This window comes from Acidobacteriota bacterium (genome assembly GCA_016716435.1).
Lineage (GTDB): Bacteria > Acidobacteriota > Blastocatellia > Pyrinomonadales > Pyrinomonadaceae > OLB17.
Map to the genome: position 1 here is coordinate 568,531 of JADJWI010000003.1, position 26,868 is coordinate 595,398.

Here is a 26,868-nt window from a genome sequence, read left to right on the forward strand (position 1 = left end):
CTCCTGCATTAAGAAATGGAGCACTTTCCTTGCTCCACATTTCAAACGCGGAGGCGGACCGCAATCTGTATCACGCTAACCGAGCATCTTCGTCCACTGAATGTATTTTTTCGAATCGAATTTTTTCCCGGTGCTTCCGCTCGTCATGTAACGGATCTGGCCGAAGACGGACCGCTCCATCCACGGCCGGTCGTGCTTGCCAAAGCACCAGAGGATACCCGCGTAGGAGTTCGGGTTGCGGCCGTCAAGGCAGTATTTGTTGTTCAGGTGAACGAGCGTTTCGAAAGCTTCTTCGTAGGTCCGCGACCACGCTATCACATTCTTCCCCCAGAGCATCCGGACATAGTTATGCATCCCGCCCGTTGCGACCATTTCACGCTGGCATGCGTTCCAGAGTTCATCGTGCGTTTGGCCCGCCTCAAGCTCATCGAGCGTGTAGGTCACTTCGCGATGGTCATCGACGTGCGCACGCATTGTTTTGTGTACCCATTCAGGCAGGGCCGCCAGAGACTCATAGTTCGGATTGTGCCGCGTCATGTTGTAAGAAAGCTCACGGCGGACGATCAACTCTTCAATGTATGCATCTTTCGATTCCTGCGGAGCGTCTGCCTCTTGCACAGCTAATGCCACCTCGAGCGGTGAAAGAAAGCCGAAATGGAGATAAGCCGAAAGCCGCGAGGAGCCGTCGCGGTCGGGATTATTCCGGGCGTTATCGTAATCCGGAAGGATCCCCTCCACAAATTTCTTCAACCGTTTCCGACCATTCGCGGTTCCACCGTGATACAACTGAGACGGCTTGACCGAATGATCGATGTCGCACGCAGCGACAAGCTCGGGAATGTTCGCGGAAGTTACGATAGTTTCGAAGCCGGCATTGATTTCAATGCTCGTGCCATCTATTTCAACGGTTTCCTCTGCGATCGGTTTCAAGTAGTTCGGCAAAAGTTTGTTTATCTTTGGCCTGATGGTGTAGGCCGCGTATTCTTCTTTCTCGAACTTAGACATCGGAATGATGCCGTTCGAATCGACCGCGTGGACGGCGATCTCGGCACGCTCCGCAATGCGGCGATTGTGGCCGGGAATGATGAAGCACGGAAAGTCGTCGGTCACGATCAGGGCCGCGTCCCTAGCCAGTTTTGCAACCGTATTCTTTGGCGAGCTTTCATCCTTCTGCAGATAAAAGATGTATTTGATACCAAGCTGTTCAAACTTTCGCCGCTTTTCCTCGACGCCTTCGAGGATAAAGGTATGTATGCGGTCGCTCGCCCATGGGTAGTAATATTTCAGCGCCTCGTAAACGACGAGCGGCATCTTCAACTCATTCGCCCTGCGGATCGCCCAAGTGAGCGCATGGTTATGCGACGTCCGCTTGAACATCTGCATCCAACAAAGGACATATCGGCCATTCGTGTTTACTGGTTTGTCGTTAAGCTGAACGACTCTTTCATTGATCCGCATCTAGACTTAATATATAGCCCCAGAGGTCACAGAGATAATGAGAACTCGCATGGATCTTTCCCGAAACATTGGTTTCGTCGTTCCTTGTCTTTTGGTTTTCGCTCTCTTTGTCGTCGACGGAAAGTCTCTCGCCCAAGAGTTCAGGACCGTCCACGATGGGGTTGAGTATGCACAGGTCGAGCTGAGACTCGGCGAAGATCCGGTGAAGATAAACCTCCTCCGTCTCGATCTGAAAAGGGTTCGGCTCGACGTACACCACGCCCTGGACAAAGCCATTGGCCTCGAAACGACATCATCGATCGCCAAACGCAAAGGCGCCGTCGCCGCGATCAATGCGGGGTTCTTTCGTTTGGATAAGAGTGAGTTTGCCGGTGACGCGGCGAGCGTCTTGATGATCGACGGAAGACTATTGAGCGAAAGTTCCAACGGGCGAATTGCAATCGGCATTATTAACGGAAAAAAGACGGACGTTTTCTTTGGGAACGATGTTCTGAAACCGAAGGTCACTGGCTCGAAATACTCTGTTATCGGTGTCGACGGCGTAAACCGCCAACTCAAAGGCGATGAGAAGATTGTGTATACCCCGGAATTCGGTCCAAGTACGCTGTCTGCCCAAAATACTTCGGAGCTAATAGTCCGACAAGGCCGTATTGTTGAGATCTCGCAAAAAGGAAATAGCTCTATTCCGAAGGATGGATTCGTAATATCGACGAACAAAGAATTTGGTGATGCATGGAAAGTTCGTTCAAAGGTTCGGCTTTCAATGGTAACTACGATTCCAATGTATGACCTTGCGGCCGACATCGAAGATGAAAGGAACCGAAAGGAAAAATTTCTGACATTTGGCCCTGAAGTCGCCTTCAAGCTGGAAGACGTTACGAACGGCGTTCCCCAACTCATTAAGAATCGAAAGATCGATATCACTTGGGAGCAGGAAAAAGCGTCGCGGGCGTTTGTTTTCAATCGGCATCCGCGGACGGCGGTGGCGAAGATGAATGACGGTAAGTTTTTGATGGTTACTGTCGATGGGCGGCAGCCGGGCGTGAGCGTTGGGATGACGCTACAGGAGTTGGCCGAGTATCTCCTGAACCTCGGTGCAACCGACGCGATGAACCTCGACGGCGGCGGTTCGACAACGATGGTGCTCGACGGAAAGGTCGTGAACAAACCGTCCGACCCGACGGGCGAACGAAAGATCGGCGATGCCATCGTTGTTACACTACGAAAACCCGCCCGGCCGGCAAGTCGCAAAAACTAACCGGCCAGGCAATTTAGATCTTTGAAGATCAGCTTTTCTTGGAATAGTTGCGATAGATCGTCTCGATCCACGCATTAGTATTGATAAAGCCCGAACCTGCTTCCTTATACTTTTCCGGGAAACCCGCGGCCTTCAGTTCGTCCAGAGTCTTGCCCGCTGCCATCCCTTGCCGAATGATCAGAGATGTTTCGATGATCATCTGGTGATAATCGCGGAGATCATTCAAGGTTGCCAGGGGCCCGTGTCCCGGAATTATCTTTGCATCGGCCGGTATCATCTGGATCATATCGCCGATGTTGCGGATTAACCCATCAACCGTTCCGCCGCTTTCAAGATCTACGAAAGGAAACCGTCCGACAAAGAAATCGTCGCCAAGGTGGACGACATTCGACGTTCCGAAGAACAGCACGGTGTCGCCATCCGTATGCCCTTTGGGGAAGTGGATAGCCTTGATCTTCTCCCCGTTGAAGTGAACGTTCATCCCCGCGCCGTAGGTGAAGATCGGAAGAGCGATCTTAGGCGACGGCGTTCTTGGCTGCCCGCGAAACATTGTCGTTTCTTCCATTCGCTTTCGAACGTTCTCATGGGCGATGATCATCGAATCGGCACCAAAGATCTCGTTCCCGCCGGTGTGGTCGCCATGCCAGTGTGTGTTGAAAATAAATCGCGGCTTGTCCGAGCCGAGTTTGGTGAGCTCCGCCTTGATGCGATCTGCCACGTTTGCAAACTGCGTGTCGATCATCAAGACGCCGTCCGGCCCGACCGAAAGGCCAATGTTGCCGCCCTGGCCGAAAAGGACATAAACATTGCCGGCGACCTTTTCGGTTCTGAAATTCGCCTGCTCGACGATCTCGGCATGGCCAGCTAAAAGACTCGCGTGGCCGAATGCCGGACTGGCACAAAGGACTACCACAATAGCAAAAGTGAAAAGCTGTCTCATAAATTCTCCTGTTAAAAATGGAATACGGTCTGTCATTCGTCGTTCGAAACAATATAGATTTTGATCATGGGGTCGATCAAACGTATCGCCCACGGCTGGTCATGTAACTCCTATTGAGAAACGGATTCGATCGCCGCTCATCGCCGACAGTGGTCTCCGGCCCGTGGCCCGAGTAAACAACGAAGTCGTCGCCGAGCCCAAGGATATTGGTGTTTATCGAGTCGATGAGCTGTTCGTGGTCGCCGCCGGGCAGGTCCGATCGGCCGACGGAGCCCGCAAACAGGCAGTCGCCGACGAATACCGTTTTCTTGTTTTTCTCGGCAAGCACTACGTGACCGCGGGTGTGCCCGGGGCAGTGGTAGACATCGAAAACAAGCTTGCCGACCTCATACTGTTCGCCATGTCCCCAGTTGCGTGTAAGCCTCGGCGGCTCGGCATATTCGAGCCCGAGAGCAGCAAGCTGCACTTGCGGCAGACCCATCATACTCGGCTGAAGCGGAAGCCCATAGTAAAGATCCTCATCGTCCTTGTGAAGGATCACCTCGGCATCGGGAAAGGCGTCCTTCAGGAACTTCGTCCCGCCGACGTGGTCCAGATGGCCGTGGGTGAGTGCAACGGCCTGCAGTTGCCAGCCTTTATCTCGTATCATGTCAACCATTTCCGCTGAATCTGCACCAGGGTCAATGGCGATCGCACGACCCGTACTCTCGCAGGCAACCACCCTCGAATTTTGTTGAAAAATTGAAAGAACAAACTTGGTAATGATCATTTACTTTAAAAGCGAGTCGATAAGCTCGGCCGGATCAACCTCTCCCTCATACCGTCCGCGGAGTAAGAAAAGCGCCGCCTCACGGTAAGCATTCGCATCCGGACGGCCTGGAAAGCACGGAGTTTCGCTTTCCGCAACGCTCAAATACGACACTAGGCAGCCGAGGAGCATCCATAGTAACGTTTCGTCCTCCGACCCGATGGGGTTATGCTTGATGATCGACTCTCGATCCTCGCGGATCCCGTCGATCAGTCGTCTAAACTCGACCTCGCTGATCTTTGACATTTTCTCAATTACAGCACAGCGTAACGAACCGTTACAAACGAATCAAAACAGGACGCTTTTTTCGGCAGGTTTTCATTATATGTACGGTAAAGATACATCCGCTGACCGCAGCCTCTGTAGGCGGCTTCCGAAAACCCCGCCAATTTGGAATTTTGCTGTTGCCGATGTTTTGGCACAGCCGTTGCTTTATGAGAAAGTGCATCGGAAGGAAAACATATTTTTCGGAAGGACAACTGAAGGCCGGGAGGCGACAGAAAGTTAAGTTTGGGGAGTGCCAAATTGCTTGGGGGAAATCTTCGAGTGTGGGCACGAAGACTAGCAGGCACTCCCCATTTTTCTTATCGGCATTTGGCATCCATTGTTCAGAGACCTCCTTCTCTGTTCGTAAAGGGTGAACGTTACTTGAATTCTCAATTCATATCCAACCATCGGGTTTCCGAGTGGTGGATGCCAAATTAGGGCCGGCGGCGTTTTAGGACGCTTCCGGCCTTTTCAGTTCTTCTTCATACATTTGGTAATGCGACTCCACCATCCCGAGCTTTTGGTAAACCCGGCGGGCATGCTCGTTTTCTCTTTCGACGTATAATCGAAAGCCGCAAACGTTGCCGGCCTCGGCGGCTTTTTCTTTCACAAATGCGTATAGGTCTGAATAGAGCCTTTGGCCGCGATATTCCGGCCGTATGTACACGCTCTGTATCCACCAAAACCAGCCGTTGCGCCAGTCGCTCCATTCGTAGGTGACCATTAGTCCGCCGGCGACCTCGCTGCCTTCTTCGGCGACGACGTAGAAGCCCTTTGCCGGATCGCCGAAAACCGCCTCGACGCCTGCTGAGATTACCTCCGGCTCGAGCCTTTTGCCCTCGGTCTCCATGGCCATCAGTTGATTAAATTCGGTCATCGCCGCTGCATCCGCGGCCTCTGCTAGCCTTATCTTCATATCTCCCGCCTTGACGAAGCGACCCTCGCCCTCTAACCTGAAATGTTTTGCCCTGCGCTCGGCGCACTCTCTATGAAGCTTCGGATAATTTACCACGGAAACTGCTTTGACGGCGTTTCGTCTGCCGCCATATTTACCAAGTTCTATCGCTCGGTCGTCTCGCCGGATGCCGAGATCGGCTACACGCACGCGATGCACCGGGCGAACAACGCCTTTGACCGCGAGCAACTCGACGGCGATGAGAATGCCATTCTCGACTTCAAATATTGCCCTGATGAAAGGCTCACCTGGTGGTTTGACCATCACCAATCGGCGTTTCTTTCCGAGTCGGACGAGGCTCATTTCCGTGCCGATACATCGGGTAAAAAGTTTCTCGATACTACCTGCGCCTCGAACGCCAAGTTCCTTGCACGCGTTGCAAAGGATAAATTCGGCTTTGAGGACCCGTTTCTCGCAGAGCTTATCGAATGGGCGCATACGATCGATGGAGCGTTTTACGAATCGCCGGCCCAATGCGTTGAGCTTCGTTCCTCGGCCCTCAAGCTGATGCAGCTCATCGAGGGCGAGAAGGATCCGGCATTCGTTGAGAAGATCATCACCGGGCTGACCGAGTTCACGCTCGATGAGATGATCGAGCGGCCTGAGATAAAGGAGCGGCTCGACCCGATCCTTGAGGAACACTGGCGGACGGTCGAGGCGATCCGCGAACGTGCCGTTTACGACCGCGGCGTCGTCAGCTTTGACCTCATCGGCACCGGCATCGAGGGTTATAACAAATTCATCCCGTACTACTTTTTCCCCGAAACGACCTACAACATCTCGGTCTCCGAAAGCTCTTTCCGGACGAAGATCTCCATCGGCTCGAACCCCTGGGCACCGCGGCCGCGGGTCCACAACATTGCCGAGATCTGCGAACGCTACGGCGGCGGCGGCCACGCCGTGGTCGGCGCCATTTCGCTCCCGCCCGGCGAGGCCGAACTCGCCCGCCGATACATGGTCGAGATCATCGATGAACTCCGCTTTGCTGATTGAGCCCTCGGGCATCGGTGTTTCATTTTGCACACGGGCCATATGTTGCTGAAACGGTTGAAACGCATGAAAGAAATGAAATGCCTGAAACACTTGAAACACTTGAAACTTTGTGTGTCGTCCTGAAAAAAGTTGACACATTTTGGTGGTAAACCTGGTATAGGTTTCCTGTTTTGTGTTGGTCCTGAAGAAGGTTTACGGGTATCTCCTTATATTGGTTTTGAGTTTCACTCTCAGGCCGAGGCCTGAGAGTGAAAAGTTTTGGCCGGATAGTATTTCTTCCAGCGCTTCTTGAGCTCGCCGGTCCTGGCGTGGGCCTCGGCCGGGGTGAGCATATCGATCGACAGATGCGGCCTCAGGTGGTTGTAGGTATTGACCGCCTGATCGATCTGCCGGGCCGCCTCGGAGAAGCTTTTGAAGCTTGTCCGGAGCAGTTCCTGTTTGAGAATGCCGTTGACGCGTTCGGCGATGGCGTTCTCCAGCGGGTCGCTCTTTTCGCTCATCGAGATACGGATCCGTTTCCCGATCAGCTTCATGTACCGCGAGCTGTAGTATTGCAGCCCACGGTCCGAGTGGTGTATCAAGCCTTCGCGTTCCGGATTGTCCCTGAGGGCCATCCGCAGTGCCGCCGCCGGCCCTCTGGCTGTCAGGTCCTCGCTGAGGCAGTAGCCGACTATCTTTCGCGAGTAGGCGTCCGTGATCAGGCTCAGATAAGCAAACCCTTCCCGGACCCTGATATAAGTGATATCGCTGACCCACAATTGATTGCAGCGGGTCGGCTCGAAGCCCTTCGCAAGATTCGGGAAGCTCTTCATCCAGAGGCCCGAAAACGTTGTCCTCGGACTTCGCCTCCTTCTCTTTCGGACCAGCATCGAATGCTCCCGCAAGAGGTCGTACAAAGCGTCGCGGCCGATCTCTACCGAGTGCTCGCGGGCAAACCCGCTCATCATGTGATGCAGCTTTCTTACACCGATCCGCTTTTGCTCCTTTCTCAGCCTTCCTACCTCCTGCAGCACGATCTCGGCTTCGAACGCCCTCTTCTCCACTCGCCGTTTCCCCTTGTAATATGCCTGTCTCGTATAGCCAAGCAGCCGGCAGGCCTCTCCCAGGCTTCTTCCCCTGCCGCTCTCTACCACTTTCCTCACCGCTTGGCCCCAGGTTTTTTTCTGATCGGTACCTCAAATCGATCTTCCGCGATGTCGATCATCGCATTCAGCAACTCGTTGTAGAGCCGGGCCTCCTCAAGCTCCTTCCGCAGCCGCCTCACCTCCGCCGACCCCGACCCATGCCCAGACCCGGCAGACGACCCCGTCGCCGAACCGCCCCGGCCTCACGACCCCTTATCCATCTATGTACAGTCGACACCGAAACCCGGTATATCCGCGCCAGTTCCCGCATCGACACACCGCCTCTCCCGTACCTCTCAACTGCCTCTCTCCTCATCTCTTCGTCTTGTTTCATCTGTTCCCTTTTACCTGTAAACCTATTTCAGGACAAGACACTTGGAACGAATGGGACATCTGGAACACGCGGGTTGGTCTTGGGCCTTTGGTCTTCGGTCTTTGAACATTGGCCGATCGGAATGTCGTTTTGGATCTTTGGCGTTCTTTCGCATTGTCAATTGTTAATTGGACCATCGTGAATTGGTTGAACAAGGACCTTGGTTTCGCGTCTTGGATCTTTGTTTTTTGCATTTTCACACTCGATCTTGGCATTCCGTTTAATTACAAATTAGTAATTTCTAATTATTAATTAGTAAGAATGAGGGACCTTGGTCTGCTTTCCCACAGCTCACCGCCCACTTTCTCCCGCTGTCCATTTTCCTAGGCCTCTCGGGCAATGTGAACGGCGATCCGTGAGATATGGATGAAATGAAAGTTCTGGAAGGTTGCGGAGTTTCGAAGTTGCGAAGTTCGGGGTCTCGGCTTCAGCCGCTTTGGGAACGCGGGCATCCTGCCCGCCGCAAGTAGGAACCACGAAATAAGAAAAGAAGAAAACCGGAAGCTTGTCTGTGGATTCTGTGGTGTTGGAGAAAACCATTTCCACAGAAAGCACAGACCGAAGCCGCACAGAAAACACAGACGGAATCCGCAATACAAGGGCCTGGTTTGGCGAAAGGCCGCGGAATCGCCCGGGCTACACCGTTTGGGTGACGCATTTCGCGGCCGGGCGGTCTATAATGCCCCCGGGCAACTTGCGGCGAAGTACTCGACTCAAATGAACATTCAGCCTGCATCAAGCTCTTTGACAACCTGACCGTCCCAAGCAGCCCGCGGGTTCTGACGAATAAGCAGGGTGAGGTCGTTTCGCGGCGGGACTTTATGCCGTTTGGCGAGGAGATCGCGACGATGGCGGAAACGCAATGGAACGAAGGATGATCCTTTCCCTGCAAGAAAGAATACATACGAAGTAAATCCAAAGACCAATACAATCAGAATTACCGAGGTCCCCATCAACGGGGACAAAAATGAGGATGATCTTCTGGAGAATAAGCGATGAACCGACACATATTCAAAGTTAATCTAGGCCTTGTCATAGCGTTCTTTTTTATCATTGTTCTAGTCGAATCAGGGAATGGTTAGCGTACAGAACCTGAGGCCACACAACCGAGAACGTGGCAAATTTCAAACGAAAATGCATTTCTTGTCCTATCGCAGGCGTCAGAGCATTTCAGCGTACCATTGGGCATGGAGATCATTGAATCGGAAACGAATAGTGCTGGTAGGAAGACAGTTACCGTTTCTGCGTCGAAGATGGAGGACGTTGTGAATGCGTTCGTATCTCTTAGACCCGAGTATCGTTGGTATTACAATGGCGGCTCGATAACGTTGGTTCCCACGATACTAGAATCTGAATCACTTTTAGACATCATTCTGGAGAGCGTGGACGCTCGAGAGGCAACGCCGCAGGAGTTCGTGAACCTTATACTGTCTAGCGAAGTAGTCCAAAAAGAGTTGTCGATAAGAAAATTGGCTGTAAGCGAAGAACGGTCGGTTCGGGGGAACAATGTCGTCCTAAAGAGCAAGCGAATCTTTGTCAGCCAAAAAGGAAAATCGATAAGAGAAATTCTCAACAGTCTTCTTGCTGATGGGAAGATTTCTTACTGGGCTTTTTATCGAGGAGAATCGTCAAACACAATTGTTCTGAATATTTGGTAGCTGTGCGTTTGGGGACGACGTTTAAGGTAAGTTCGTGTCTTGGGCATCGTCGAATCACGTCTTTTGACATCGTAGGTCGTGTGACGGGGCATAAGCAGACGACGGATGGGGGTCTGTAAATATGAGACATCGCAGGTACAAGTTAGCATTAACGACAGTTGTGATTTCCTTCCTAGTATGTTCGTGTTCGTCACAAACGAAAGATGGCATCTTTTTGATACCGCAGGGGTTCAAAGGAGGTGTTGTAATTTTGTTTGATCAGCCTAACGGAATTGAGCGGAATGTTGAGGCTGGGCGATTTGTATACCCGATCCCGAGCAACGGTGTTTTGTTAGTAAAGGGACCGCCCGAAACTGGGCTCGTGAGAAAGGAGTATTACTATGTTTCCACCGAAGGCGAACGAAGGCGAATTGAACAGCTTCGAGTGACTGGTGACAATTCGCCAGACGGATTGCCGCAGAATCGCTTCGGAGACATTTCTGAAGACGACTTTGAGAACAAAGTCTTTGTGATGAACACCGGTGGATTTGGGAGTTTCAATACTTCAACGAAAACCGTCCAGTACACAAGCTTTGTAGTAAGTACACCGAGGGAAAATAGCTCGTTTTATAGCCAACTCCAAGACCGGCTTTTCGAAATTCAGAAGGAATTCGAACGTGGCCAATAGGAACGAGATTGGAACCTCGACGAATGTCTTGATCGATTTGAGGGTCATAAGCAGACGACAGATCGGGTCGGGTATGAGACCTCGTGTACCTATAACCACTCGAGGGCGATGGTGGAGCAGCGGTACCCGAGCGGGCGGGTGGTGAAGAACGTGCTCGACACGAGCGGCGATCTCTCGATGGTGCAGAGTGCCCGGTGCATGAACGCCGCGGCGGGCACCGCTCAGGCCGGCCGGCTGAAGCCGGGACTCAAAACGGGGATTCCGCATTCCGAGATCCGCTTTCGAGTTGCGCCCTCCCTTACGGTCGGGCTACTGACACGGTGGGCTCCTGAAACGGGCGGGTGGAAGATCTTGCTCCCTTTCAGGGAGCGGGTTGGTGGCCACCCAAACCCGGGGTTTCACCCCGGGCTATAATCTTCGTAACCTTCGGCGACAGCGGAACCCGGCCGCAGCGAAAGCCGGCTAAAGCCGGGACTCAGAACGGGGATTCCGCATTCCGATTAGACGGGAACAAGGATTGCGAGTAAGGAGTCAGTACTAATCATGACAAAATGCTTGGCTTACTATTTAATTCTAGGACTTCTATCTACTGGCTGTGTGTCGGAGAAAACAAGAAACCTTGGAGATCATCAGACCAAAAGAACTATTTCTTTAGATGAAAAGAAACTAGCAGATGAGACAAAGCTATCAAAGGAAATATTTATCTTGATTGGTCGAGGTGGATGTTGTACGGGACACATGATTTCGATTAACAAAAATGGTGAAGTCAAATATTTTGTCGGCACCTATTCAATTCCTAATGACAAGTGGGAGATGCCTGAGATATATGATTCTCAAAAAGTAACACTTATCTCGACTTACAAACCGAAGGACTTAGAGCTCTCACAAGAAAAGATCAAGAGACTAGAGGAATTGATTAGTATTGAGGAAAATCTTCATTTCAAAGAAGATATTTTAGTTTCAGATGATTATTTATACAGCCTTTACTTAGAAAATAAAGAAACCGCTTCGGGTTATCAATCAAGAAAGGACAAATTTCCCAGGAATCTCAAAGCACTAATAGATTTGATCCAGGAAGAAGTTGAATTATATGAGCTTCCCGGCATGGCCTAGTTAACAGAAATTGGGTGATCTCCCCTGTATTCGTCCGTCAGGCTTCGTATCTATAAACATTACGCTCCTAACGGAGCTTGTTCACTCAGAATCTTAATTTCCGGCTAGGACCAGGGTTGGTTGGATGGTGTTTTCGGTGGGGTTGAAGGTGCCGATGGCTAGGAGTTCGCCGGTTTCGCTGAGCATTTTTACGCGTTGGCCTTCGGAGAAGCTTTCGTCTGAGATGCGGGTTGCGAGGCCGTTTAGTGTTTGGGCGAGGCGGTCTTCGCGGACGGTGAATTCGGGCATATTGCCAAGCGCTTCGGTCATCGGCAGAAGGAACCGCGAGGGGTCGTCTGCCCTGACGAGGTCGTCGAGCGTGACGGCCGTCTCTATTCTAAACTTGCCCGCGGCGGTTCGCCGGAGATCGCCAAGATGGGCGCCGGTGCCGAGTTCGCGGCCGATGTCTTCGGCGAGCGAGCGGATATATGTGCCGGCCGAGCAGCGGACCTGAAAGCGGAGATGGAATGTTCCCTCTTCGGGCTCGGCAGGCATTCGGTCCTGCGAGAGGTCGAGTTTGTAGATGGTCACATCGGCGGGTTCGCGCTCTACCTCTTTGCCCTCGCGGGCGAGTTCGTAGAGCTTTCGGCCGCCGATCTTTTTTGCCGAATACATCGGCGGCACCTGCTTTATCTCGCCCATGAATTTACCGATGGCCTCGATCAGCGCGTCGGGCGTTACGGCGACGTCGGCCCGAGCCTCGGCCTCGCGCCGCTCGCCGGTGCGGTCGCCGGTCTCGGTCTCGTAGCCAAAGCTGACGAGCGCGTCATACTCCTTTTCGTCCTTATCAAGAAACTGCGCGAGCCGCGTCGCCCGCCCGACGAGCATAACAAGCACGCCGGTCGCGAAGGGGTCGAGCGTGCCGGTGTGGCCGATCTTTCGCGTCTTGAGTATCCGCCGGAGCCGGGCAACGACGTCGTGTGAGGTCATGCCCTCGGGTTTATCTATAACAAGTATGCCGTCCATTTCCATCATTCTAACCGAAAAGCGGCTCGGCAGCCGCAAGAGGTAATACGCATCGCGGCTCAGCTTTTTGCCGAGCGGGGTGTAAAATTCGAGCCTGTGCGACGAAGGCCGACCGAGATAAAGGAAGAGGACCGCGTTATTCGCGACGCGGCGCGCTCGCGCGAGCGGACGATGAACCGCGCGGTCAGGCTGCTCGCCGCCAAGCCGCGGTCGGTCAAGGAGCTTCGCACGCGGCTGCTCGAAAAGGTGTGGACGAATGAGGAGATCGTCGATGCCGTCATCGCCAAGCTTACGGAATACGAATACCTTGACGACGAGCGGTTCGCCCACGATACTGCGGCCGCGAAGCTCCGGCAAAAGCCACAGGGCCGCCGACGGCTTGAGCAGGCGATGTCGCGGAAACAGCTTGACCGCGAGACGCTCACGGCCGCAATCGATGCCGCTTTTGAGAAGCACCCTGAAAGCGAGCTGATCGACCTTGCGATCGCAAAGCGGCTGCGGATAAAGGGCCGGCCCGAGTCCCGCGAGGAGCTTAAGAAATTTTACGACCACCTGATGCGGCAGGGCTTTGGCTACGGGCTGATCCGCGAAAAGCTCCGCGATCTGCCCGCCGCGGACGAGGCCGAAGACTCAGCCGAATAAGCCGGAAAGTTCAGTTTGCCTCATCCACAAAATAAGCCCGCCCGGAAATTTTTCTGAATCCGTTACCGCCCCGAAACCGAAAACCTCACCAGAAGGAAATTATCCTTTCGATAAAATTTCGAAAAAATTCAACGATCAAGGGAGAAGTTATGAAAAAAATTCTTTTTGCAGTATTCGCATTCGTTATGGCGATCGGTGTCGCCAATGTTTCGGCCCAGATGAAGAACGACAAGGACATCGTCGATACGGCGATGGCGACCGATTCGCTTTCGACTCTGGTTACGGCAGTAAAGGCAGCCGAATTGGTTGACACGCTCAAGAGCGCAGGCCCGTTCACGGTGTTTGCTCCGACAAATGATGCTTTCGGCAAAGTGCCGGCGGCAACCCTTTCGGCTCTTCTAAAGCCGGAGAATAAGCAGATGCTTACGGGTGTGCTCACCTATCACGTCGTTGCCGGAAAGCTCGACTCGAAGGCAGTCGCCAAGGCGATCAAAGACGGCAAGGGCAAGGCAGTTCTGACGACCGTTCAGGGCGGCAAGCTGACCGCAATGCTTGATGGCAAGAACGTTGTCCTTATGGATGAGAACGGCAACAAGTCGACCGTAGTTATGGTTGACGTCAAGACCTCGAACGGTATCGTTCACGTCATCGACACCGTCGTGCTTCCGAAGATGTAATCTCGCTTGGCCGCCTGCTCTCGTACACAAATAAGGCGAGAGCAGCGGCCGCAAGCAGAATTTTCCCTTTCGGCCCTCACCGCCGATAAGTCGGGGGAAAATGTTCACAGGGGAGGACAGAACTTTCTCCAAGTAGGAATACTCCTTTTAAGCCGGGTGCCGCGTGGTGCCCGGCATTTTTGTTTTTGGCCGCCGGGCTTGTGCTAGAATCTTCTCTTTATGACAGGCAGCGAGATCAGGCAGAAATTCCTCGATTATTTTGAACGGAACGGGCATAAGGTGGTGCACTCTTCGCCGCTTTTGCCGGCGAACGACCCGACGCTTCTTTTCACCAACGCCGGGATGAACCAGTTCAAGGACGTCTTTCTCGGCAATGAGAAGCGGGACTACAAACGCGCGGTGACGACGCAGAAGTGCATCCGTGCGGGCGGCAAGCACAACGACCTGGACGAGGTCGGGAAGACGGCACGGCACCATACGTTCTTCGAGATGCTCGGGAATTTTTCGTTTGGCGACTATTTCAAAGAAGACGCGATCAAATACGCTTGGGAGTTTCTGGTCGATGAGCTCGGGCTCGATACCGAGCGGCTTTGGTTCTCGGTCTTCGAAGGCGACGACGAGGTCGGGCCGGACGACGAGGCTCGGGCACTTTGGGAAAAGGTTGGCGCGCGGCCCGAGCGGATCCTTGGTTTCGGACGAAAAGATAATTTCTGGCAGATGGGCGACACCGGCCCCTGCGGCCCTTGCTCGGAGATCCACTATTACATGGGCGATGCACCGGGCGACCCGGAAAAGAACGCGGCCATCTGGGTCAACGGTGAGGGCGACACGACGATGGAGATCTGGAACCTCGTCTTTATGCAATATAACCGGACGCAGGAACCGGACGGCACTTTCAAGCTGACGCCGCTGCCGGCTCCCTCGGTAGATACCGGCATGGGACTCGAGCGTATTACCGCGGTAATGCAGAACGTGAAGACGAACTACGACACGGACCTGATCAGGCCGATCGTGGAATTTGCGGCGAATTTGAAGGCTTAGGCATAATGTCGACCAAGGTCTTATTGATCGAAAACCAACCGCTCACACGTCTCGGCGTGCGGGCGGTTTTTGCTGATGCGGCGGAAATTGAACTCATCGGCGAGGCGGACAATGCGGCGGATGGCTTCCGGATGTTCAGCGAACTGCGGCCGGATGTGACGATCCTCGGGCTGCGGCTGCCGGATTCGTGCGCGATAGATGACCTCGACAATTACTTCATCGAAAACGCGAAGGCGAAGGTGATCGTGCTGGCCGAGCACGCCGGCGATGCCGAGATAAGCCGTGCGCTAAAGAAAGGCGCCGTGGGGTATATCTGCAAAGATGTGACGCCCATGGAGCTGACCGATGCGGTCCGTGCGGTCGCGGCGGCGCGGAAATATATTCCCGACGACATCGCACGCATTTTGAGCGAGAACCTCGGCCAGGAAGAGCTGACCCGAAGCGAGGCAAATGTGCTGCGGATGATCGTCGGCGGGATGTCGAACAAAGAGATCGCCTTTGCGCTCGACGTAAGCGAGAACACCATCAAGTCGCACATCCAGAACATCTTCGGCAAGCTCGGCGTCTCAGACCGGACGTCGGCCGCGACGACGGCGATAAAGCGCGGCATGGTACGCGTTGACCTCTAGTCAGAACCGCCTGTGTAAGCGGGCGGCCAGTTCCATAAATTATGAACGAGATAAGAAACGCATTGACGGAATACGCCGAAAGCTTCACCTCCGGCGAGAGCGATGTGCTGCGGGAGCTTCGCGAGCACTGCTACGCCCATTACAAAGATTCCTCGATGCTCTCGGGGTTTTATCAGGGCCGGCTGCTTTCGATGATCTCGCACATGATCCGGCCGAAGGCGGTGCTTGAGATCGGGACGTATCTCGGCTATTCGACCATCTGCCTCGCCGAGGGCCTGGCCGAGGGCGGAAAGGTCATCTCGCTCGATATCAACGAAGAAACGAACGCCGTCGCCCAAAGCTATATCGACCGCACCGCATACCGCGACCGCATTCAGCTCCGGCTCGGGGAAGCGGTTTACATTATGCCGCACATGATTGGCCCCTTCGATCTGGTCTTTATCGACGCCGATAAGCCGAACTACTCAAACTACTACAATCTCGTTTTCGACAAGCTCCGCCCCGGCGGCTTCATCATCGCCGATAACGTCCTCTGGAGCGGCCGCGTGCTCGAAGAAGAAAAAGACGAAGACACCCAAGCCCTCCATGAGTATAACCAAATGGTCCTAGCCGACGACCGCGTCGAGAATATCCTCCTGCCGGTAAGAGACGGCCTGATGGTCGCGAGGAAGAAGGGCGACTATGCGTAAGTCTCAAACAGCCGCCGATCTGGTGATCGTAGCGTTCTATCTGGGAATCGTCGCGCTTCTCTTCTTCGTCGATTCAGCATTCGGCCTTAGCTTATTTGCCATTCCGTGGAGCATTCCCTTGATGATGCTTAGCGGTCTGATCCTGCATATGACAATTAACGGTGACAAGATCATCATGATCGGATGTGTAGTTGGCGCCGTATTGAACTCCATACTTTTTCTGTTCTTGAGAAATCGATCATAATTGCGTCCTCGCGGTCGTTGATGCGTAGGGCTCATGGTTCGCAAAATAATAATTTGGCAATGGGTGTATCCCATATGATACACTTTAGCCGTGATCGAGATTCGCCAAACCGAGCACTACGCCAAATGGTTCAAAGCTCTTAAGGATCACAAGGCACGTGCGCGGATAGACATCCGTATTCGACGTCTTTCGCTTGGCAATCCGGGCGACGTGAAACCCGTGGGCGAGGGTGTCTCGGAAATGAGAATCGATTACGGGCCGGGCTATCGAGTTTATTTTTTGACGAAAGGGGGCGAACTGATTCTGCTTTTGATAGGTGGCGATAAATCCACACAAGAAAAGGACATAGCAAAGGCGAAACAGATCGCCAAAGATGTCGATTAGGAGATGGGTATGGGAAAGATCAAGACAACTCCATGGGATCCGGCGGAGCATTTGAATTCGGAGGAGGAAATGGCCGCCTATCTTGAGGCCGCGCTTGAAGAAGGCGAGCCTTCGCTCGTAGCCGCGGCACTTGGCGACATTGCGCGAGCCCGCGGCATGACCCAACTTGCGCGAGATACCGGACTTGGTCGCGAGAGTCTCTATAAAGCTCTGTCGCCAAATGGAAATCCTGAGTTTTCAACTATTATGAAAGTGGTTCAGGCTTTGGGGCTAAAACTGCATGCTTCTCCCGTGAAGTAGTCGGGACAAATTCGCCGATGCACCACTCGTCCATTAAGCAACATTTACGACCCTACAGTATTTATGGGCGGCGTAAGACCGCGTTTCGAATATTCTGCTGCCGGTGAGGGACGGGTTGATGGTTATATCTAAGAATGAATGAGATTGTTCAAAACTCGCTCACGTCCAGTAAATTCTGGTACGTGGAATTGATACTCCTGCTACTTTACGGGGCCGGCGTAGGATACGAATGCCAACGAACGGCCGACAGCGGGCAGGGGCCTGTTGAAAATCTCTTTGTTATTACTGCAGTCGGTTTCTTATCATTTTTGGTAGGCGCCGTGGTTGCGTTCACATGGCGCAAATGTAAACCCGGCCATCTTTACTGGGTCTCGGCCCCAATTTCTGGGGCATTCCTATTTTCACTTTTATTCGGAGTTGTCTGGTTTGTTTATAATTCGGTCGGTTACGGTGGGACCGTTAATAAAATTCTCGCAGAGAATGCCGGCTTCTTTATTTTTCGAGTTGTTTTTCTAACGATATTGTTTTCATTTCCTGTTCTCCTGGTTCTTGCTCTTCCTCGTGTTGCTTATATCTTCAATCCTCGCAAGATCCTAACCTGAGCGAACAAATCCTCACCCAAAAGTATTAGATCGTTCCTACCGCAATTGATGGTTACATTCCGCGCCTGTACCGATAAACTTCTTGTAATGGCTTTGCGAATTTGCGGGGAATAGTTCTTCTGCCGCAAAGACGCAGAGTCGCAAAGGGAGACAAGGAGAATTGTAAAATGTCGGCACAATCGAAGACATCGAAACAGGTCAAAAGAGTAGAGAGGATCGTTCCGCCGCCGCCTAAGCATTGGGTCGGCGATGGATTTAATGTGCACGGGTTTTTCCCGCACGGGCCGCTGACGGGCGAGCGGATGAGCCCTTTCTTTTTGCTGGACTATGGCGCTCTGACGGAGTTTCCGCCGCGAGAAGAGCCGTTCGGCGTCGGGCCGCATCCGCATCGCGGGTTCGAGACGGTGACGATCGCCTACAAAGGCAAGGTCGAGCATCACGACAGTTGGGGCGGCGGCGGCGTCATCGGTGAAGGCGATGTGCAATGGATGACCGCCGGCAGCGGGCTGCTTCACAAGGAGTTTCACGAGCAGGAACTGAACCGGCAGGGCGGGCCTTTTCAGATGGTCCAGCTTTGGGTCAACCTGCCCGCGAAGGACAAGATGACCGAGCCGAAATACCAGGCGATCACGAATGCCGAAATGGGCCGCGTGAAACTGCCGCTCGGCGGCGAGGTGGAGATCATCGCCGGTGATTTCGGCGGTGTGAAAGGGCCGGCGACGACGTTCACGCCCGTTCATCTTTACAACCTGAAAATGAAACAGGGCGAGACGGTGGAGCTGTCTTATCCCGAAGGCTATACGACGGCATTGCTTGCTATCGAGGGCTCGGCACTGCTGAACGGTGAAGAGAAATTGCCGCTTAACAACCTTGCACTCTTCGAACGGGACGGCGAAACGCTGCGGGTGGCGGCGCTTGAAGACGGCATCTTTCTGCTGATGAGCGGCGAACCGCTGAACGAACCGATCGCGCAATACGGCCCGTTCCTTATGAATACAAATGCCGAGATCGCCCAGGCGATCGACGATTACCAGCAGGGCAAATTCGGCTATCTTAGATAGTAAAGAACAGGGAGGGAATAATGATAAAGATCAGACGCTCAGACGAACGCGGGCATGCTAACCATGGTTGGTTGGACACGTATCACAGCTTTTCGTTTGCGGATTATTACGACCCGCGGTTCATGGGTTTTCGTGCCCTGCGGGTGATCAATGAGGATCGGATCGAACCGGGACAGGGCTTTCCGACGCATGGGCACCGCGATATGGAGATCGTTACTTATGTGATCGAGGGCGAGCTTTCGCATCGCGATTCGATGGGCAACGGCGAGACGATACGCCCGCACGAGGTCCAGCGGATGACTGCCGGCACCGGCGTGCTCCACAGCGAATACAGCTCGCCGACCGACAGGACGCATATGCTGCAAATATGGCTGCTGCCGGAAAAGCAGAACCTGCAGCCCTCATATGAGCAGACATATTTTGCTCCCGAGGAAAAGCAGGGCAAGCTGCGGCTCGTTGCCTCACGCGGCGGCGATGACGGCTCGGTCCATATCAACCAGGACGTCCGGCTTTATGCCTCGCTCCTCTCAGCGGGCGACGAGGTGAAGCACGAACTTGCCGAGGGCCGCTACGCCTGGGTGCAGCTAATCTCCGGCGAGCTTGCGGTCAACGGCGAGGTCCTAAAGCCCGGCGACGGCGCGGCGATTAGCGAGGAAAAGTCGCTCGCGCTAAAGGCCAACGCCGACGGGACGGAGTTCCTGCTGTTCGACCTGAACTAACCGAATTGCCATAGGAGAAGATTTCCGCCGATCTTGGCTTCTCCTATGGCATAATCATTTTGATGGACAAGTATCTGGAAAGAATAACGATCGACCCTGAGAAATGCGGAGGCCGTCCGTGTATCAGAGGAATGCGTATTCGCGTCATCGATATTCTTGATCTTTTCGCGGCGGGTCTTAGCGCTGAAGAGATCTTAGCGGAGATGCCTGATCTTGAGAGTGAGGACCTCGTCGCGGCACTCAATTACGCCGCACGCAAACTTGACCACCCGATGATTCCGCTCGCGGCGTGATGATCTGGATCGACGCTCAAATATCGCCTTCGATAGCGGGCTGGATAAGCGCAACGCTTGGATGTCAAGCGGTAGCCTTGCGTGATATCGGCCTTCGCGACGCGGCTGACCTTGAGATCTTCAGGTCAGCAAGGGAGGCGGACGCGATCGTCATTACTAAGGATAGGGACTTCGTGGATCTGCTTGATCGGTACGGACCGCCGCCAAGAGTACTTTGGCTCACTTGTGGAAACACATCAAACGAAAGACTTAGAGAAATATTCTCCGAACATCTGGTGACGGCCCTGCGAATTTTGGAATCGGAACACTTGGTCGAATTGGGGTAATCGACCTCTGCTATACTCCGTCCGGAGAAAGAGTGATGAAGATCGTTGCTGCGATATTGACCGCTGTCGTTGCCCTTGAGCACATTGGGATACTCGTGCTTGAGATGTTCTTTTGGGACCATCCGGTCGGGCGGCAGGTGTTTGGGATGACGCCGGAGGTTTCGGCCGCTTCGGCCACGCTCGCGGCAAATCAGGGGCTTTATAATGGCTTTCTCGCGGCGGGTTTGATCTGGGGGCTTGTCAGCGGCCGGCGTGAGCTTAAGCTTTTCTTCCTCGGGTGCGTTGTCGTTGCCGGGGTTTTCGGAGCGGCGACGGCAAAGGGCTCGATACTTTATACTCAGGCGTTGCCGGCCGCGGTTGCGCTAGGTGCCGTGCTTCTCGCCGATCGAAAAAGCTAGCTCTTGCGTTTGGTAACTCGCGGCGGAATCACGAAAACGTATCGCTGTTCGGAAAGCGGGATGAGGTGCTCGGTGTGCCGCGTCCCGATCTTCTTTAGAGCTTCGCCAACCGCCGGCCCGCTGAAAAGCACAAGCTCGCGGCCCGCGGCCCATTTGAGCAGCTTCGCGAGCTTGCGAGAAAGCTTATCGAGCGCGCGGGTCGTGATGACGTTCGCCTCACCTAGCTCGGCCTCTTCAAACTGCCGATTTACGATCGCGACCCGGTTCCCAAGCCCGAGCCTTTCCACTGCTTCTTCCAGGTACTTGCACTTCTTTTCTTTCGATTCGATCAGCGTTGCCCGCAGCCCTTCGCGGACGAGCAGGCACGGCAGCGAGGGCAAGCCCGCGCCGGTGCCGATATCGGCAATGTGCGCCTCGGCGGGCAGAAACGTGAGCAGGTAAAGGCTTTCGAGAATGTGGCGAATGGCGAACTCCTCCGCGTCGCAGGGCGCGACCAGGTGGAGCATCTCGTTGTGCTCGGCGATGATGGCGGCGAGGCCCTCAAGCCTCGCGATCTGCTCATCGGTCAGCCCAAGCCCAAAGGCGGCCTCGTTTGCCCGTATGTGCTCTTTTAGTCCGGCTGTGATCACGCAAAAGACCCCGAAAAAAGGCAAAAGCCCCGCCTTCGCGGCCGGGCCTTTTGAAAGTTTGGTGCGGACGAGAAGAATCGAACTTCCACTGCCGTAAGGCAACAGGCTTCTGAGACCTGCGCGTCTACCAGTTCCGCCACGTCCGCACGAGCGAACTCAGAGAATACTAATTCGCCGAGGGAAATTCAAGACATCGGCCCGAAAGGTGGTGTATATTTAGGCGATGCGAAAGTTCTTATCGGCCGAATGGCGCGACCTGATAATGGCGAACTACGAGGTTCCGCCCGAGTTGCTTGCGTCGCGTGTTCCCGCGGGGACGGAGCTTGACCTTCATGAAGGCCGCTGCTTTGTCAGCCTGGTCGGGTTCATGTTCCTCGATACGCGGGTTATGGAATTCCTTGTCCCGTTCCATGTAAATTTTGAAGAGGTGAACCTTCGGTTCTACGTCGTCCGCGAGACGGAGGGCGAGATCCGCCGCGGGGTGGTTTTTGTAAAAGAGATCGTGCCGCGGGCGGCTATAGCGATGATCGCCCGGAGGCTCTACGGCGAGCTCTACGAACGCTGGCGGATGTCGCACTTCCGCGATGCGCTCCATGTTCGTTACTCATGGGAAAAGGGCGAATGCCGCAACACGATAAGCGTCGAGAGCGGGGCAAACCTCGGCGTGCCAGGCGAGGGCTCGCACGAGGAGTTCATAATCGAACATTACTGGGGCTATACAAAACGCCGCGGCGGCCGGACGGACGAATACAAGGTGGAGCACCCGAAATGGGAGCTATTTGCCGCCGAAAGGCCGCACATCGACGTCGATTTCGGCTGCACCTACGGGCCGGAATTTGCGTTTCTCGGCGAAGAAAAGCCGTATTCGGTCGTCCTCGCCAAGGGGTCGGAAATCGCAGTTTACAAGGGCAAGTCTTTGAACTAATAACTTCAAACTGAAAACTGAAAACTGAAACAGATATTTGTAACAGTTATCAGTTTGAAGTTTTGAGGTAACAGTTTTTGTATGACACTTATCGGCATTGTGGCCATTGCGGAGAATTTTGCGATCGGGAAGGGCGGGAAGCTGCCGTGGCATTATCCGGCGGACCTGAGGTTTTTTAAAGAGACGACGACGGGCAATGCGGTGGTGATGGGGCGGACAACGTGGGCCTCGATCGGGCGGCCGCTGCCGAACCGGCTCAATATCGTGCTCAGCCGCAGCGGCAGCATCGAGCCGCAGCCGGGCGTAATTCTGCTCCGGAGCAAAGAGGAAGTGCTATCGCTCGCCGGTTATCTTAAGTGCGATGTGTTCATCATCGGCGGTGCGAAGACCTACGAGAACTTCGCCGATGTTATAGATAAATGGATCGTCACGGAGATCCCGGAAACGGTCGAGGATGCGGATGTTTTTATGCAGCGGGATTTTTTGCGGGGATTTACTTCCAGCGAAACGGTCGAGCTTGGCGAGGCCCTCCGGGCGAGCAGCTACGTTCGCGATTGACAAAGGTTGTATCATTTTCGGGTAAGGTTTTGGAGGTATCCGGATATGAGACGCGATGCGATATTGGCGAGGCTCGAGTCGGTCTGGCCGTGGCTTCTTCCGTTTCTGGCTGCGGTGATCGTCTATTCGCTTGTCAGCATGGTGACCGGAGGAATCTTCATTTTGTTTAAGATCGGCATTGCGATCGGCGTTTTTGTACTTCTTAGGCGAATGTTGCGTGGAGGTTAATGACTATGATGGGAGGCAGAAGCTGGGACGAGTGGATCGAGGAATATGCCGAAGGGCATCAGCACCCGGTAAATCGGCTGACGCACAGTTTTGGCATACCGATGATCGCCATTTCGATCCTGATGGTGCCGGTATGTTTCCTTGTTGCCGGGCTTTGGAAATTCGCACTCGGGCTTTTCATCCTCGGCTGGGTGCTTCAGTTCGTCGGGCACTATTTTGAAGGCAAGCCGCCGGAGTTTTTCAAAGACTGGCGTTTTCTCTTCGTAGGGCTGCGGTGGTGGTTCAAGAAGGTCGTCGGAATTAAGGGCTAAGTGCTAAGTTTTAGGTGATAGGTTTTGGTGCTGTCGGCTTGGGGGCCGGCAGCTATTTTTTTGATGGCGAAGGAACTCATTTTAGGTTTGGACGTCGGCTCGTCGAGCGTTCGCGGAGCGCTTTTTGATGGCGGCGGGCGGATGCTGAAGCGGACGTTCGTCAAAGAGGAGCGGCGGCTTGCGGCGACCCGCGATGGCGGTGCGGAGATAGATGCGGCGAGGGCATTGCGGCAGGTTGTCGGCGTCATCGATGCCGTGCTTGAGCGTGCGCCCGCAGGTGAGGTAACGCACGTCGCGGCGTGCACATTTTGGCATAGCCTTTTGGGCATTGACGCGAAAGGCAAGCCGACGACGCCGGTGTTCGGCTGGGCAGATAACCGCAGCCGCGGGCATGTCGCCAAGCTCCGGCGGCAGCTTGACGAGTCGGCCGTGCATCAGCGAACAGGAGCACATTTTCACTCGAGCTTTTGGCCGGCGAAGCTGCTGTGGCTCAGGGCCGAACACAAAGACATCTGGCGGCGGACGGCCCGCTGGTGCTCGCTCGGCGATCACCTGCAAATGCATTTTACGGGCGAGGCGGCGAGCGACGTCTCGATGGCCTCGGGCACGGGAATATTCGACCTGCGGCAGGGCATCTGGGATGCGGAGCTTGCGGGTTTTCTTAAGCTCAAGCCGGCGATGTTGCCGCCATTCGCTGCGGGCGGGATGGCATTTCCGCTTCTGCCAAAGTGGCGAAAGCGTTGGCCGCGACTTGCCGAGGCGAGATGGCTTCCGGCGGTCGCCGATGGTGTGGCGAACAGTGTCGGTTCGGGATGTATCGACGAGGCGCGAGCGGCACTGATGCTCGGGACAAGCGGTGCGGTCAGGGTCGTTTTGGACAAACCGCCGGAAAAGATACCCGACGGGCTTTGGTGCTATCGCGTTTACGCTCGGCGTTTTATCCTCGGCGGGGCGATCTCAGACGGCGGCGGGCTTTATGACCGGCTGATGCAGATCCTGCGGGTCGATATGTCCGACGCGGCGATCGGTAAAGAAATGGCGAAACGTGGTGCGGACTCGCATGGCCTGACATTTATGCCGTTCCTCGCCGGCGAACGAAGCACGGGCTACGATGAATTTCGCACGGGCGAGATCCGCGGGTTAACAATGGCGACGGACGCCATCGACATCCTGCAGGCGGCGATGGAATCGGTCGTATACCGGCTGGCCGAGATCTTCGGCCGCCTCGAGAGCGTTTGCCCGGTCCGCGAGGTCATCGCTTCAGGCGGAGCGATAACGGCCTCACCGGTATGGCCGCAGATGATCGCCGACGTCCTCGGCCGCGATATCGAGGTAAATTCCGAGCCCGAAGCCTCATTGCGCGGAGCGGTTTTGCTTGCACTGGAGAAGACTGGCAAAATAGAGCTTACCGACGGGCTTTCAGCAATTAAAACTAGAACAATTTCGTCTCATCCGACGTGCCACGCCGTTTACCAAAAAGCGCGGAAGCGTCACCGGAGCGTTTACGGATCGATCGAGAAAACCGACAAATGACAACCGCGACCAAACCGACCAAGAAAACCGACATCGACACACTTTGCATCAACACCATCCGCACGCTTTCGCTGGATGCGATACAGAAGGCGAACTCGGGGCATCCGGGGTTGCCGCTCGGGATGGCACCGGCGGCGTATGTGCTCTGGACCAAGTTTCTGCGGCACAACCCGAAGAACCCGAAATGGTTTGGCCGCGACCGCTTTCTGCTCTCGGCGGGGCATGGGTCGATGCTGATCTATTCGCTGCTGCACCTGACCGGCTACGACCTCGGGCTCGACGAGATAAAGAATTTTCGCCAGCTCCATTCGCGGACGCCCGGCCATCCGGAGAACATTTTGACGCCCGGAGTCGAGATAACGACCGGCCCGCTCGGCCAGGGCTTTGCCAATGGCGTCGGGATGGCGATGGCCGCGGCGCATCTTGCCGCCCGGTTCAACAAGCCCGGCCACCGGATAGTTGATGGCTTCATTTACGGCATTGTTTCGGACGGCGACCTGATGGAAGGCGTGAGTTACGAGGCGGCGTCGATGGCCGGGCATTTGCAGCTCGGCAGCCTGATCTATCTTTACGATGATAACCGGATAACGATCGACGGCTCGACCGATTTGGCTTTCTCAGAAGATGTGACGAAGCGGTTCGAGAGCTGCGGCTGGGCGGTTTCGACAGTCGAAGACGGCAACGACATCAAAGCGATCGAGGCGGCGATAAAGGCGGCGCAAAAGATAAAGGACCGGCCGAAGCTGATCCGCGTAAAGACAATTATCGGTTTCGGGATGCCGAAGCAGGGCACCTCAAAGGCACACTCAGACGCACCCGGCACCGACGCCGTAAAGGAGACGAAGCGGAACCTCGGCTGGCCGGAGAACAAGACCTTTTTTATCCCAAAGGAAGCCTTGTCGCATTTCCACTCGGCGGTGAAGGCGGGTGCAAAGCTCGAAAAGGAATGGGAAGCGGGCATCAAGAAATACGCAAAGGCATTTCCGGAACTCGGGAAGCAGCTAGCGACCATTCGCAAGGGCAATCTGCCCGAGGGTTGGGAAGTGGCCTTGCCGAAATTTGACGGCACCGAGGCCAAGGCGACGCGGGCTTATAGCGGCGAGGTGATCAACGCGATCGCCGGGACGATTCCGGCGATGATCGGCGGCTCGGCTGATCTTTCGCCATCGAACAATACGGTCATCAAAGATTCGAAAGATTTTCAGGCCGGAAGCTACCAGAACCGCAACATCCATTACGGCGTCCGCGAGCACGCGATGGGCTCGGCGATGAACGGCATGGCGCTCTTCGGGAGCGTGATACCGTTTGGCGGAACGTTTCAGACGTTTTCGGACTACATGCGGCCGGCGATCCGCCTGGCGGCACTCTCGCACCTTCAGGTGATTTACGTTTTTACGCACGACTCGATCGGGCTCGGCGAGGACGGTCCGACGCACCAATCGGTCGAGCATCTGGCGGCACTGCGGGCGATACCGAATCTTGTTTTGATCCGTCCCTGCGACGCACACGAAACTCGCGAGGCCTGGCGTGCGGCTCTGAAACGCGAGAATGGCCCGACGGCATTTGCCTTCTCACGGCAGAAGGTTGCACTCATCGACCGCAAGAAATTTGCCAAGGCCGACGGCTTGCACAAGGGCGGTTACGTCCTTGCCGAGGCCGCCGACAAGGCCGGCAAAAGAGCCGAGCCGAAGCTGATCCTGATCGCGACCGGTTCCGAGGTCGGGCTCGCGATGGAAGCACGCGAAAAACTCAATGCCGCCGGAACGCCGACGCGGGTCGTCTCAATGCCCTGCTGGGAATTTTTCGACGAGCAATCGGCGAAATATAAAGAGACCGTTTTGCCGGCAAAGGTAAAGGCACGGCTCGCGATCGAGGCCGGAGTTTCGATGGGCTGGGCAAAGTACGTCGGCGACGCCGGCGACACGCTCTGCGTGGACAAATTCGGCACCTCAGCCCCGGCCGAGGACGTCTTCCGCGACTACGGCTTCACGGTCGAGAACGTGGTAAAGATGGCGAAGAAGCTCGTTTAGACCTTTCTGTGTTCAGCAACGGCATCGCTG

33 protein-coding genes and 1 tRNA gene are annotated in these 26,868 nt (G+C 54.7%); 24 read left to right on the plus strand and 10 right to left on the minus strand.

Going from position 1 to position 26,868, the window contains the following annotated elements; all coding sequences use genetic code 11:
- Positions 1 to 75: 75 nt before the first annotated feature.
- Positions 76 to 1,458: a deoxyribodipyrimidine photo-lyase gene (locus IPM21_05925; protein ID MBK9163444.1), complete on the minus strand. Its 1,383-nt coding sequence runs from the start codon at positions 1,456 to 1,458 to the stop codon at positions 76 to 78.
- A gap of 49 nt (positions 1,459 to 1,507) precedes the next feature.
- Here IPM21_05925 and IPM21_05930 point away from each other — a divergent pair, with 49 nt between their 5' ends.
- The gene (locus IPM21_05930) at positions 1,508 to 2,716 is read left to right on the plus strand and encodes a phosphodiester glycosidase family protein (protein ID MBK9163445.1); all 1,209 of its coding nucleotides are present in this window, start codon (positions 1,508 to 1,510) and stop codon (positions 2,714 to 2,716) included.
- A gap of 28 nt (positions 2,717 to 2,744) precedes the next feature.
- Here the strand turns inward: IPM21_05930 and IPM21_05935 are convergent, their stop codons facing one another.
- From IPM21_05935 to IPM21_05950, 4 genes are all read right to left on the minus strand, one after another.
- The gene (locus tag IPM21_05935; GenBank protein MBK9163446.1) at positions 2,745 to 3,656 is read right to left on the minus strand and encodes an MBL fold metallo-hydrolase; all 912 of its coding nucleotides are present in this window, start codon (positions 3,654 to 3,656) and stop codon (positions 2,745 to 2,747) included.
- Between the two features lie 76 nt (positions 3,657 to 3,732).
- Positions 3,733 to 4,425: an MBL fold metallo-hydrolase gene (locus tag IPM21_05940; protein MBK9163447.1), complete on the minus strand. Its 693-nt coding sequence runs from the start codon at positions 4,423 to 4,425 to the stop codon at positions 3,733 to 3,735.
- Positions 4,426 to 4,710 carry a hypothetical protein gene (locus IPM21_05945; protein MBK9163448.1) on the minus strand — a complete coding sequence of 95 codons (285 nt, stop codon included), beginning with the start codon at positions 4,708 to 4,710 and terminating at the stop codon, positions 4,426 to 4,428. It lies immediately after the preceding gene.
- Positions 4,711 to 5,182: 472 nt separating this feature from the next.
- Complete coding sequence (locus IPM21_05950) at positions 5,183 to 5,647, minus strand: GNAT family N-acetyltransferase (GenBank protein ID MBK9163449.1); 465 nt, start codon at positions 5,645 to 5,647, stop codon at positions 5,183 to 5,185.
- A gap of 72 nt (positions 5,648 to 5,719) precedes the next feature.
- Here IPM21_05950 and IPM21_05955 point away from each other — a divergent pair, with 72 nt between their 5' ends.
- A complete protein-coding gene (locus tag IPM21_05955; GenBank protein MBK9163450.1) occupies positions 5,720 to 6,679 on the plus strand; it encodes a phosphoesterase in 960 nt (319 codons plus the stop codon).
- A 230-nt stretch (positions 6,680 to 6,909) separates the two neighbouring features.
- On the opposite strand, the gene IPM21_05960 is transcribed toward IPM21_05955, so the two are convergent.
- Positions 6,910 to 7,821, minus strand: a complete 912-nt coding sequence (locus IPM21_05960) for an IS3 family transposase (GenBank protein ID MBK9163451.1) — start codon at positions 7,819 to 7,821, stop codon at positions 6,910 to 6,912.
- A gap of 118 nt (positions 7,822 to 7,939) precedes the next feature.
- Positions 7,940 to 8,137 (minus strand): helix-turn-helix domain-containing protein, encoded by a 198-nt coding sequence (locus tag IPM21_05965; protein ID MBK9163452.1) that lies wholly within the window; start codon positions 8,135 to 8,137, stop codon positions 7,940 to 7,942.
- 2,475 nt (positions 8,138 to 10,612) lie between these two features.
- Here IPM21_05965 and IPM21_05970 point away from each other — a divergent pair.
- Both IPM21_05970 and IPM21_05975 read left to right on the plus strand, forming a co-directional pair.
- Complete coding sequence (locus IPM21_05970) at positions 10,613 to 10,915, plus strand: hypothetical protein (protein ID MBK9163453.1); 303 nt, start codon at positions 10,613 to 10,615, stop codon at positions 10,913 to 10,915.
- Between the two features lie 129 nt (positions 10,916 to 11,044).
- Positions 11,045 to 11,614, plus strand: coding sequence for a hypothetical protein (locus tag IPM21_05975; protein MBK9163454.1), 570 nt, complete (start codon positions 11,045 to 11,047; stop codon positions 11,612 to 11,614).
- 93 nt (positions 11,615 to 11,707) lie between these two features.
- Here IPM21_05975 and truB read toward each other — a convergent pair whose 3' ends face one another.
- Positions 11,708 to 12,619 (minus strand): tRNA pseudouridine(55) synthase TruB, encoded by a 912-nt coding sequence (gene truB, locus IPM21_05980; protein MBK9163455.1) that lies wholly within the window; start codon positions 12,617 to 12,619, stop codon positions 11,708 to 11,710.
- Positions 12,620 to 12,715: 96 nt separating this feature from the next.
- Here truB and IPM21_05985 point away from each other — a divergent pair, with 96 nt between their 5' ends.
- The 14 genes from IPM21_05985 to IPM21_06050 all read left to right on the plus strand — a co-directional run bounded on the left by IPM21_05985 (position 12,716) and on the right by IPM21_06050 (position 20,624).
- A complete protein-coding gene (locus tag IPM21_05985; protein MBK9163456.1) occupies positions 12,716 to 13,261 on the plus strand; it encodes a RecX family transcriptional regulator in 546 nt (181 codons plus the stop codon).
- Positions 13,262 to 13,410: 149 nt separating this feature from the next.
- Positions 13,411 to 13,938 carry a fasciclin domain-containing protein gene (locus IPM21_05990; protein MBK9163457.1) on the plus strand — a complete coding sequence of 176 codons (528 nt, stop codon included), beginning with the start codon at positions 13,411 to 13,413 and terminating at the stop codon, positions 13,936 to 13,938.
- 219 nt (positions 13,939 to 14,157) lie between these two features.
- The gene (locus tag IPM21_05995) at positions 14,158 to 14,979 is read left to right on the plus strand and encodes a hypothetical protein (protein ID MBK9163458.1); all 822 of its coding nucleotides are present in this window, start codon (positions 14,158 to 14,160) and stop codon (positions 14,977 to 14,979) included.
- A 5-nt stretch (positions 14,980 to 14,984) separates the two neighbouring features.
- Entirely contained in the window at positions 14,985 to 15,608 is a 624-nt protein-coding gene (locus IPM21_06000; GenBank protein ID MBK9163459.1) for a response regulator transcription factor, read from the plus strand.
- A 41-nt stretch (positions 15,609 to 15,649) separates the two neighbouring features.
- Positions 15,650 to 16,297: a class I SAM-dependent methyltransferase gene (locus IPM21_06005; GenBank protein ID MBK9163460.1), complete on the plus strand. Its 648-nt coding sequence runs from the start codon at positions 15,650 to 15,652 to the stop codon at positions 16,295 to 16,297.
- Positions 16,290 to 16,541 (plus strand): hypothetical protein, encoded by a 252-nt coding sequence (locus IPM21_06010; protein MBK9163461.1) that lies wholly within the window; start codon positions 16,290 to 16,292, stop codon positions 16,539 to 16,541. The genes IPM21_06005 and IPM21_06010 overlap by 8 nt, the downstream gene beginning before the upstream one ends.
- 90 nt (positions 16,542 to 16,631) lie before the next feature.
- A complete protein-coding gene (locus IPM21_06015; GenBank protein ID MBK9163462.1) occupies positions 16,632 to 16,925 on the plus strand; it encodes a type II toxin-antitoxin system RelE/ParE family toxin in 294 nt (97 codons plus the stop codon).
- A 9-nt stretch (positions 16,926 to 16,934) separates the two neighbouring features.
- Positions 16,935 to 17,225 carry a putative addiction module antidote protein gene (locus IPM21_06020; GenBank protein ID MBK9163463.1) on the plus strand — a complete coding sequence of 97 codons (291 nt, stop codon included), beginning with the start codon at positions 16,935 to 16,937 and terminating at the stop codon, positions 17,223 to 17,225.
- 134 nt (positions 17,226 to 17,359) lie between these two features.
- On the plus strand, positions 17,360 to 17,827 hold the full coding sequence (locus IPM21_06025; GenBank protein MBK9163464.1) for a hypothetical protein: 468 nt from the start codon (positions 17,360 to 17,362) through the stop codon (positions 17,825 to 17,827).
- 167 nt (positions 17,828 to 17,994) lie between these two features.
- On the plus strand, positions 17,995 to 18,888 hold the full coding sequence (locus IPM21_06030) for a pirin family protein (GenBank protein ID MBK9163465.1): 894 nt from the start codon (positions 17,995 to 17,997) through the stop codon (positions 18,886 to 18,888).
- Positions 18,889 to 18,908: 20 nt separating this feature from the next.
- Positions 18,909 to 19,607, plus strand: coding sequence for a pirin family protein (locus IPM21_06035; protein ID MBK9163466.1), 699 nt, complete (start codon positions 18,909 to 18,911; stop codon positions 19,605 to 19,607).
- A 62-nt stretch (positions 19,608 to 19,669) separates the two neighbouring features.
- Complete coding sequence (locus tag IPM21_06040) at positions 19,670 to 19,900, plus strand: DUF433 domain-containing protein (protein MBK9163467.1); 231 nt, start codon at positions 19,670 to 19,672, stop codon at positions 19,898 to 19,900.
- Positions 19,897 to 20,226, plus strand: coding sequence for a DUF5615 family PIN-like protein (locus tag IPM21_06045; GenBank protein MBK9163468.1), 330 nt, complete (start codon positions 19,897 to 19,899; stop codon positions 20,224 to 20,226). The genes IPM21_06040 and IPM21_06045 overlap by 4 nt, the downstream gene beginning before the upstream one ends.
- A 35-nt stretch (positions 20,227 to 20,261) precedes the next feature.
- Positions 20,262 to 20,624, plus strand: coding sequence for a DUF1304 domain-containing protein (locus IPM21_06050; protein MBK9163469.1), 363 nt, complete (start codon positions 20,262 to 20,264; stop codon positions 20,622 to 20,624).
- Here the strand turns inward: IPM21_06050 and IPM21_06055 are convergent.
- Positions 20,621 to 21,253, minus strand: coding sequence for a class I SAM-dependent methyltransferase (locus IPM21_06055; GenBank protein ID MBK9163470.1), 633 nt, complete (start codon positions 21,251 to 21,253; stop codon positions 20,621 to 20,623). The two genes, IPM21_06050 and IPM21_06055, sit on opposite strands and share 4 nt — an antisense overlap.
- 59 nt (positions 21,254 to 21,312) lie before the next feature.
- Positions 21,313 to 21,399 (minus strand) — tRNA-Leu (locus IPM21_06060).
- A gap of 77 nt (positions 21,400 to 21,476) precedes the next feature.
- Between IPM21_06060 and IPM21_06065 the strand changes: the two genes are divergently transcribed.
- From IPM21_06065 to tkt, 6 genes are all read left to right on the plus strand, one after another.
- Complete coding sequence (locus tag IPM21_06065) at positions 21,477 to 22,178, plus strand: DUF2071 domain-containing protein (protein MBK9163471.1); 702 nt, start codon at positions 21,477 to 21,479, stop codon at positions 22,176 to 22,178.
- Between the two features lie 81 nt (positions 22,179 to 22,259).
- Complete coding sequence (locus IPM21_06070) at positions 22,260 to 22,736, plus strand: dihydrofolate reductase (protein MBK9163472.1); 477 nt, start codon at positions 22,260 to 22,262, stop codon at positions 22,734 to 22,736.
- A 45-nt stretch (positions 22,737 to 22,781) separates the two neighbouring features.
- A complete protein-coding gene (locus IPM21_06075; GenBank protein MBK9163473.1) occupies positions 22,782 to 22,964 on the plus strand; it encodes a hypothetical protein in 183 nt (60 codons plus the stop codon).
- Between the two features lie 5 nt (positions 22,965 to 22,969).
- On the plus strand, positions 22,970 to 23,275 hold the full coding sequence (locus IPM21_06080; protein ID MBK9163474.1) for a DUF962 domain-containing protein: 306 nt from the start codon (positions 22,970 to 22,972) through the stop codon (positions 23,273 to 23,275).
- Between the two features lie 63 nt (positions 23,276 to 23,338).
- Positions 23,339 to 24,808: a gluconokinase gene (locus IPM21_06085; protein MBK9163475.1), complete on the plus strand. Its 1,470-nt coding sequence runs from the start codon at positions 23,339 to 23,341 to the stop codon at positions 24,806 to 24,808.
- Entirely contained in the window at positions 24,805 to 26,838 is a 2,034-nt protein-coding gene (tkt, locus tag IPM21_06090; GenBank protein MBK9163476.1) for a transketolase, read from the plus strand. The genes IPM21_06085 and tkt overlap by 4 nt, the downstream gene beginning before the upstream one ends.
- Positions 26,839 to 26,868 lie beyond the last annotated feature (30 nt).

Coding starts and splice junctions, on each gene's coding strand:
- IPM21_05925 (MBK9163444.1), bottom strand. CDS start 1,458: ATGCGGATCAATGAAAGAGTCGTTCAGCTTAACGACAAACCAGTAAAC.
- IPM21_05930 (MBK9163445.1), top strand. CDS start 1,508: ATGGATCTTTCCCGAAACATTGGTTTCGTCGTTCCTTGTCTTTTGGTT.
- IPM21_05935 (MBK9163446.1), bottom strand. CDS start 3,656: ATGAGACAGCTTTTCACTTTTGCTATTGTGGTAGTCCTTTGTGCCAGT.
- IPM21_05940 (MBK9163447.1), bottom strand. CDS start 4,425: ATGATCATTACCAAGTTTGTTCTTTCAATTTTTCAACAAAATTCGAGG.
- IPM21_05945 (MBK9163448.1), bottom strand. CDS start 4,710: ATGTCAAAGATCAGCGAGGTCGAGTTTAGACGACTGATCGACGGGATC.
- IPM21_05950 (MBK9163449.1), bottom strand. CDS start 5,647: ATGAAGATAAGGCTAGCAGAGGCCGCGGATGCAGCGGCGATGACCGAA.
- IPM21_05955 (MBK9163450.1), top strand. CDS start 5,720: ATGAAGCTTCGGATAATTTACCACGGAAACTGCTTTGACGGCGTTTCG.
- IPM21_05965 (MBK9163452.1), bottom strand. CDS start 8,137: ATGAAACAAGACGAAGAGATGAGGAGAGAGGCAGTTGAGAGGTACGGG.
- IPM21_05975 (MBK9163454.1), top strand. CDS start 11,045: ATGACAAAATGCTTGGCTTACTATTTAATTCTAGGACTTCTATCTACT.
- truB (MBK9163455.1), bottom strand. CDS start 12,619: ATGGACGGCATACTTGTTATAGATAAACCCGAGGGCATGACCTCACAC.
- IPM21_05990 (MBK9163457.1), top strand. CDS start 13,411: ATGAAAAAAATTCTTTTTGCAGTATTCGCATTCGTTATGGCGATCGGT.
- IPM21_05995 (MBK9163458.1), top strand. CDS start 14,158: ATGACAGGCAGCGAGATCAGGCAGAAATTCCTCGATTATTTTGAACGG.
- IPM21_06000 (MBK9163459.1), top strand. CDS start 14,985: ATGTCGACCAAGGTCTTATTGATCGAAAACCAACCGCTCACACGTCTC.
- IPM21_06005 (MBK9163460.1), top strand. CDS start 15,650: ATGAACGAGATAAGAAACGCATTGACGGAATACGCCGAAAGCTTCACC.
- IPM21_06010 (MBK9163461.1), top strand. CDS start 16,290: ATGCGTAAGTCTCAAACAGCCGCCGATCTGGTGATCGTAGCGTTCTAT.
- IPM21_06020 (MBK9163463.1), top strand. CDS start 16,935: ATGGGAAAGATCAAGACAACTCCATGGGATCCGGCGGAGCATTTGAAT.
- IPM21_06025 (MBK9163464.1), top strand. CDS start 17,360: ATGAATGAGATTGTTCAAAACTCGCTCACGTCCAGTAAATTCTGGTAC.
- IPM21_06030 (MBK9163465.1), top strand. CDS start 17,995: ATGTCGGCACAATCGAAGACATCGAAACAGGTCAAAAGAGTAGAGAGG.
- IPM21_06035 (MBK9163466.1), top strand. CDS start 18,909: ATGATAAAGATCAGACGCTCAGACGAACGCGGGCATGCTAACCATGGT.
- IPM21_06040 (MBK9163467.1), top strand. CDS start 19,670: ATGGACAAGTATCTGGAAAGAATAACGATCGACCCTGAGAAATGCGGA.
- IPM21_06050 (MBK9163469.1), top strand. CDS start 20,262: ATGAAGATCGTTGCTGCGATATTGACCGCTGTCGTTGCCCTTGAGCAC.
- IPM21_06065 (MBK9163471.1), top strand. CDS start 21,477: ATGCGAAAGTTCTTATCGGCCGAATGGCGCGACCTGATAATGGCGAAC.
- IPM21_06070 (MBK9163472.1), top strand. CDS start 22,260: ATGACACTTATCGGCATTGTGGCCATTGCGGAGAATTTTGCGATCGGG.
- IPM21_06075 (MBK9163473.1), top strand. CDS start 22,782: ATGAGACGCGATGCGATATTGGCGAGGCTCGAGTCGGTCTGGCCGTGG.
- IPM21_06080 (MBK9163474.1), top strand. CDS start 22,970: ATGATGGGAGGCAGAAGCTGGGACGAGTGGATCGAGGAATATGCCGAA.
- IPM21_06085 (MBK9163475.1), top strand. CDS start 23,339: ATGGCGAAGGAACTCATTTTAGGTTTGGACGTCGGCTCGTCGAGCGTT.
- tkt (MBK9163476.1), top strand. CDS start 24,805: ATGACAACCGCGACCAAACCGACCAAGAAAACCGACATCGACACACTT.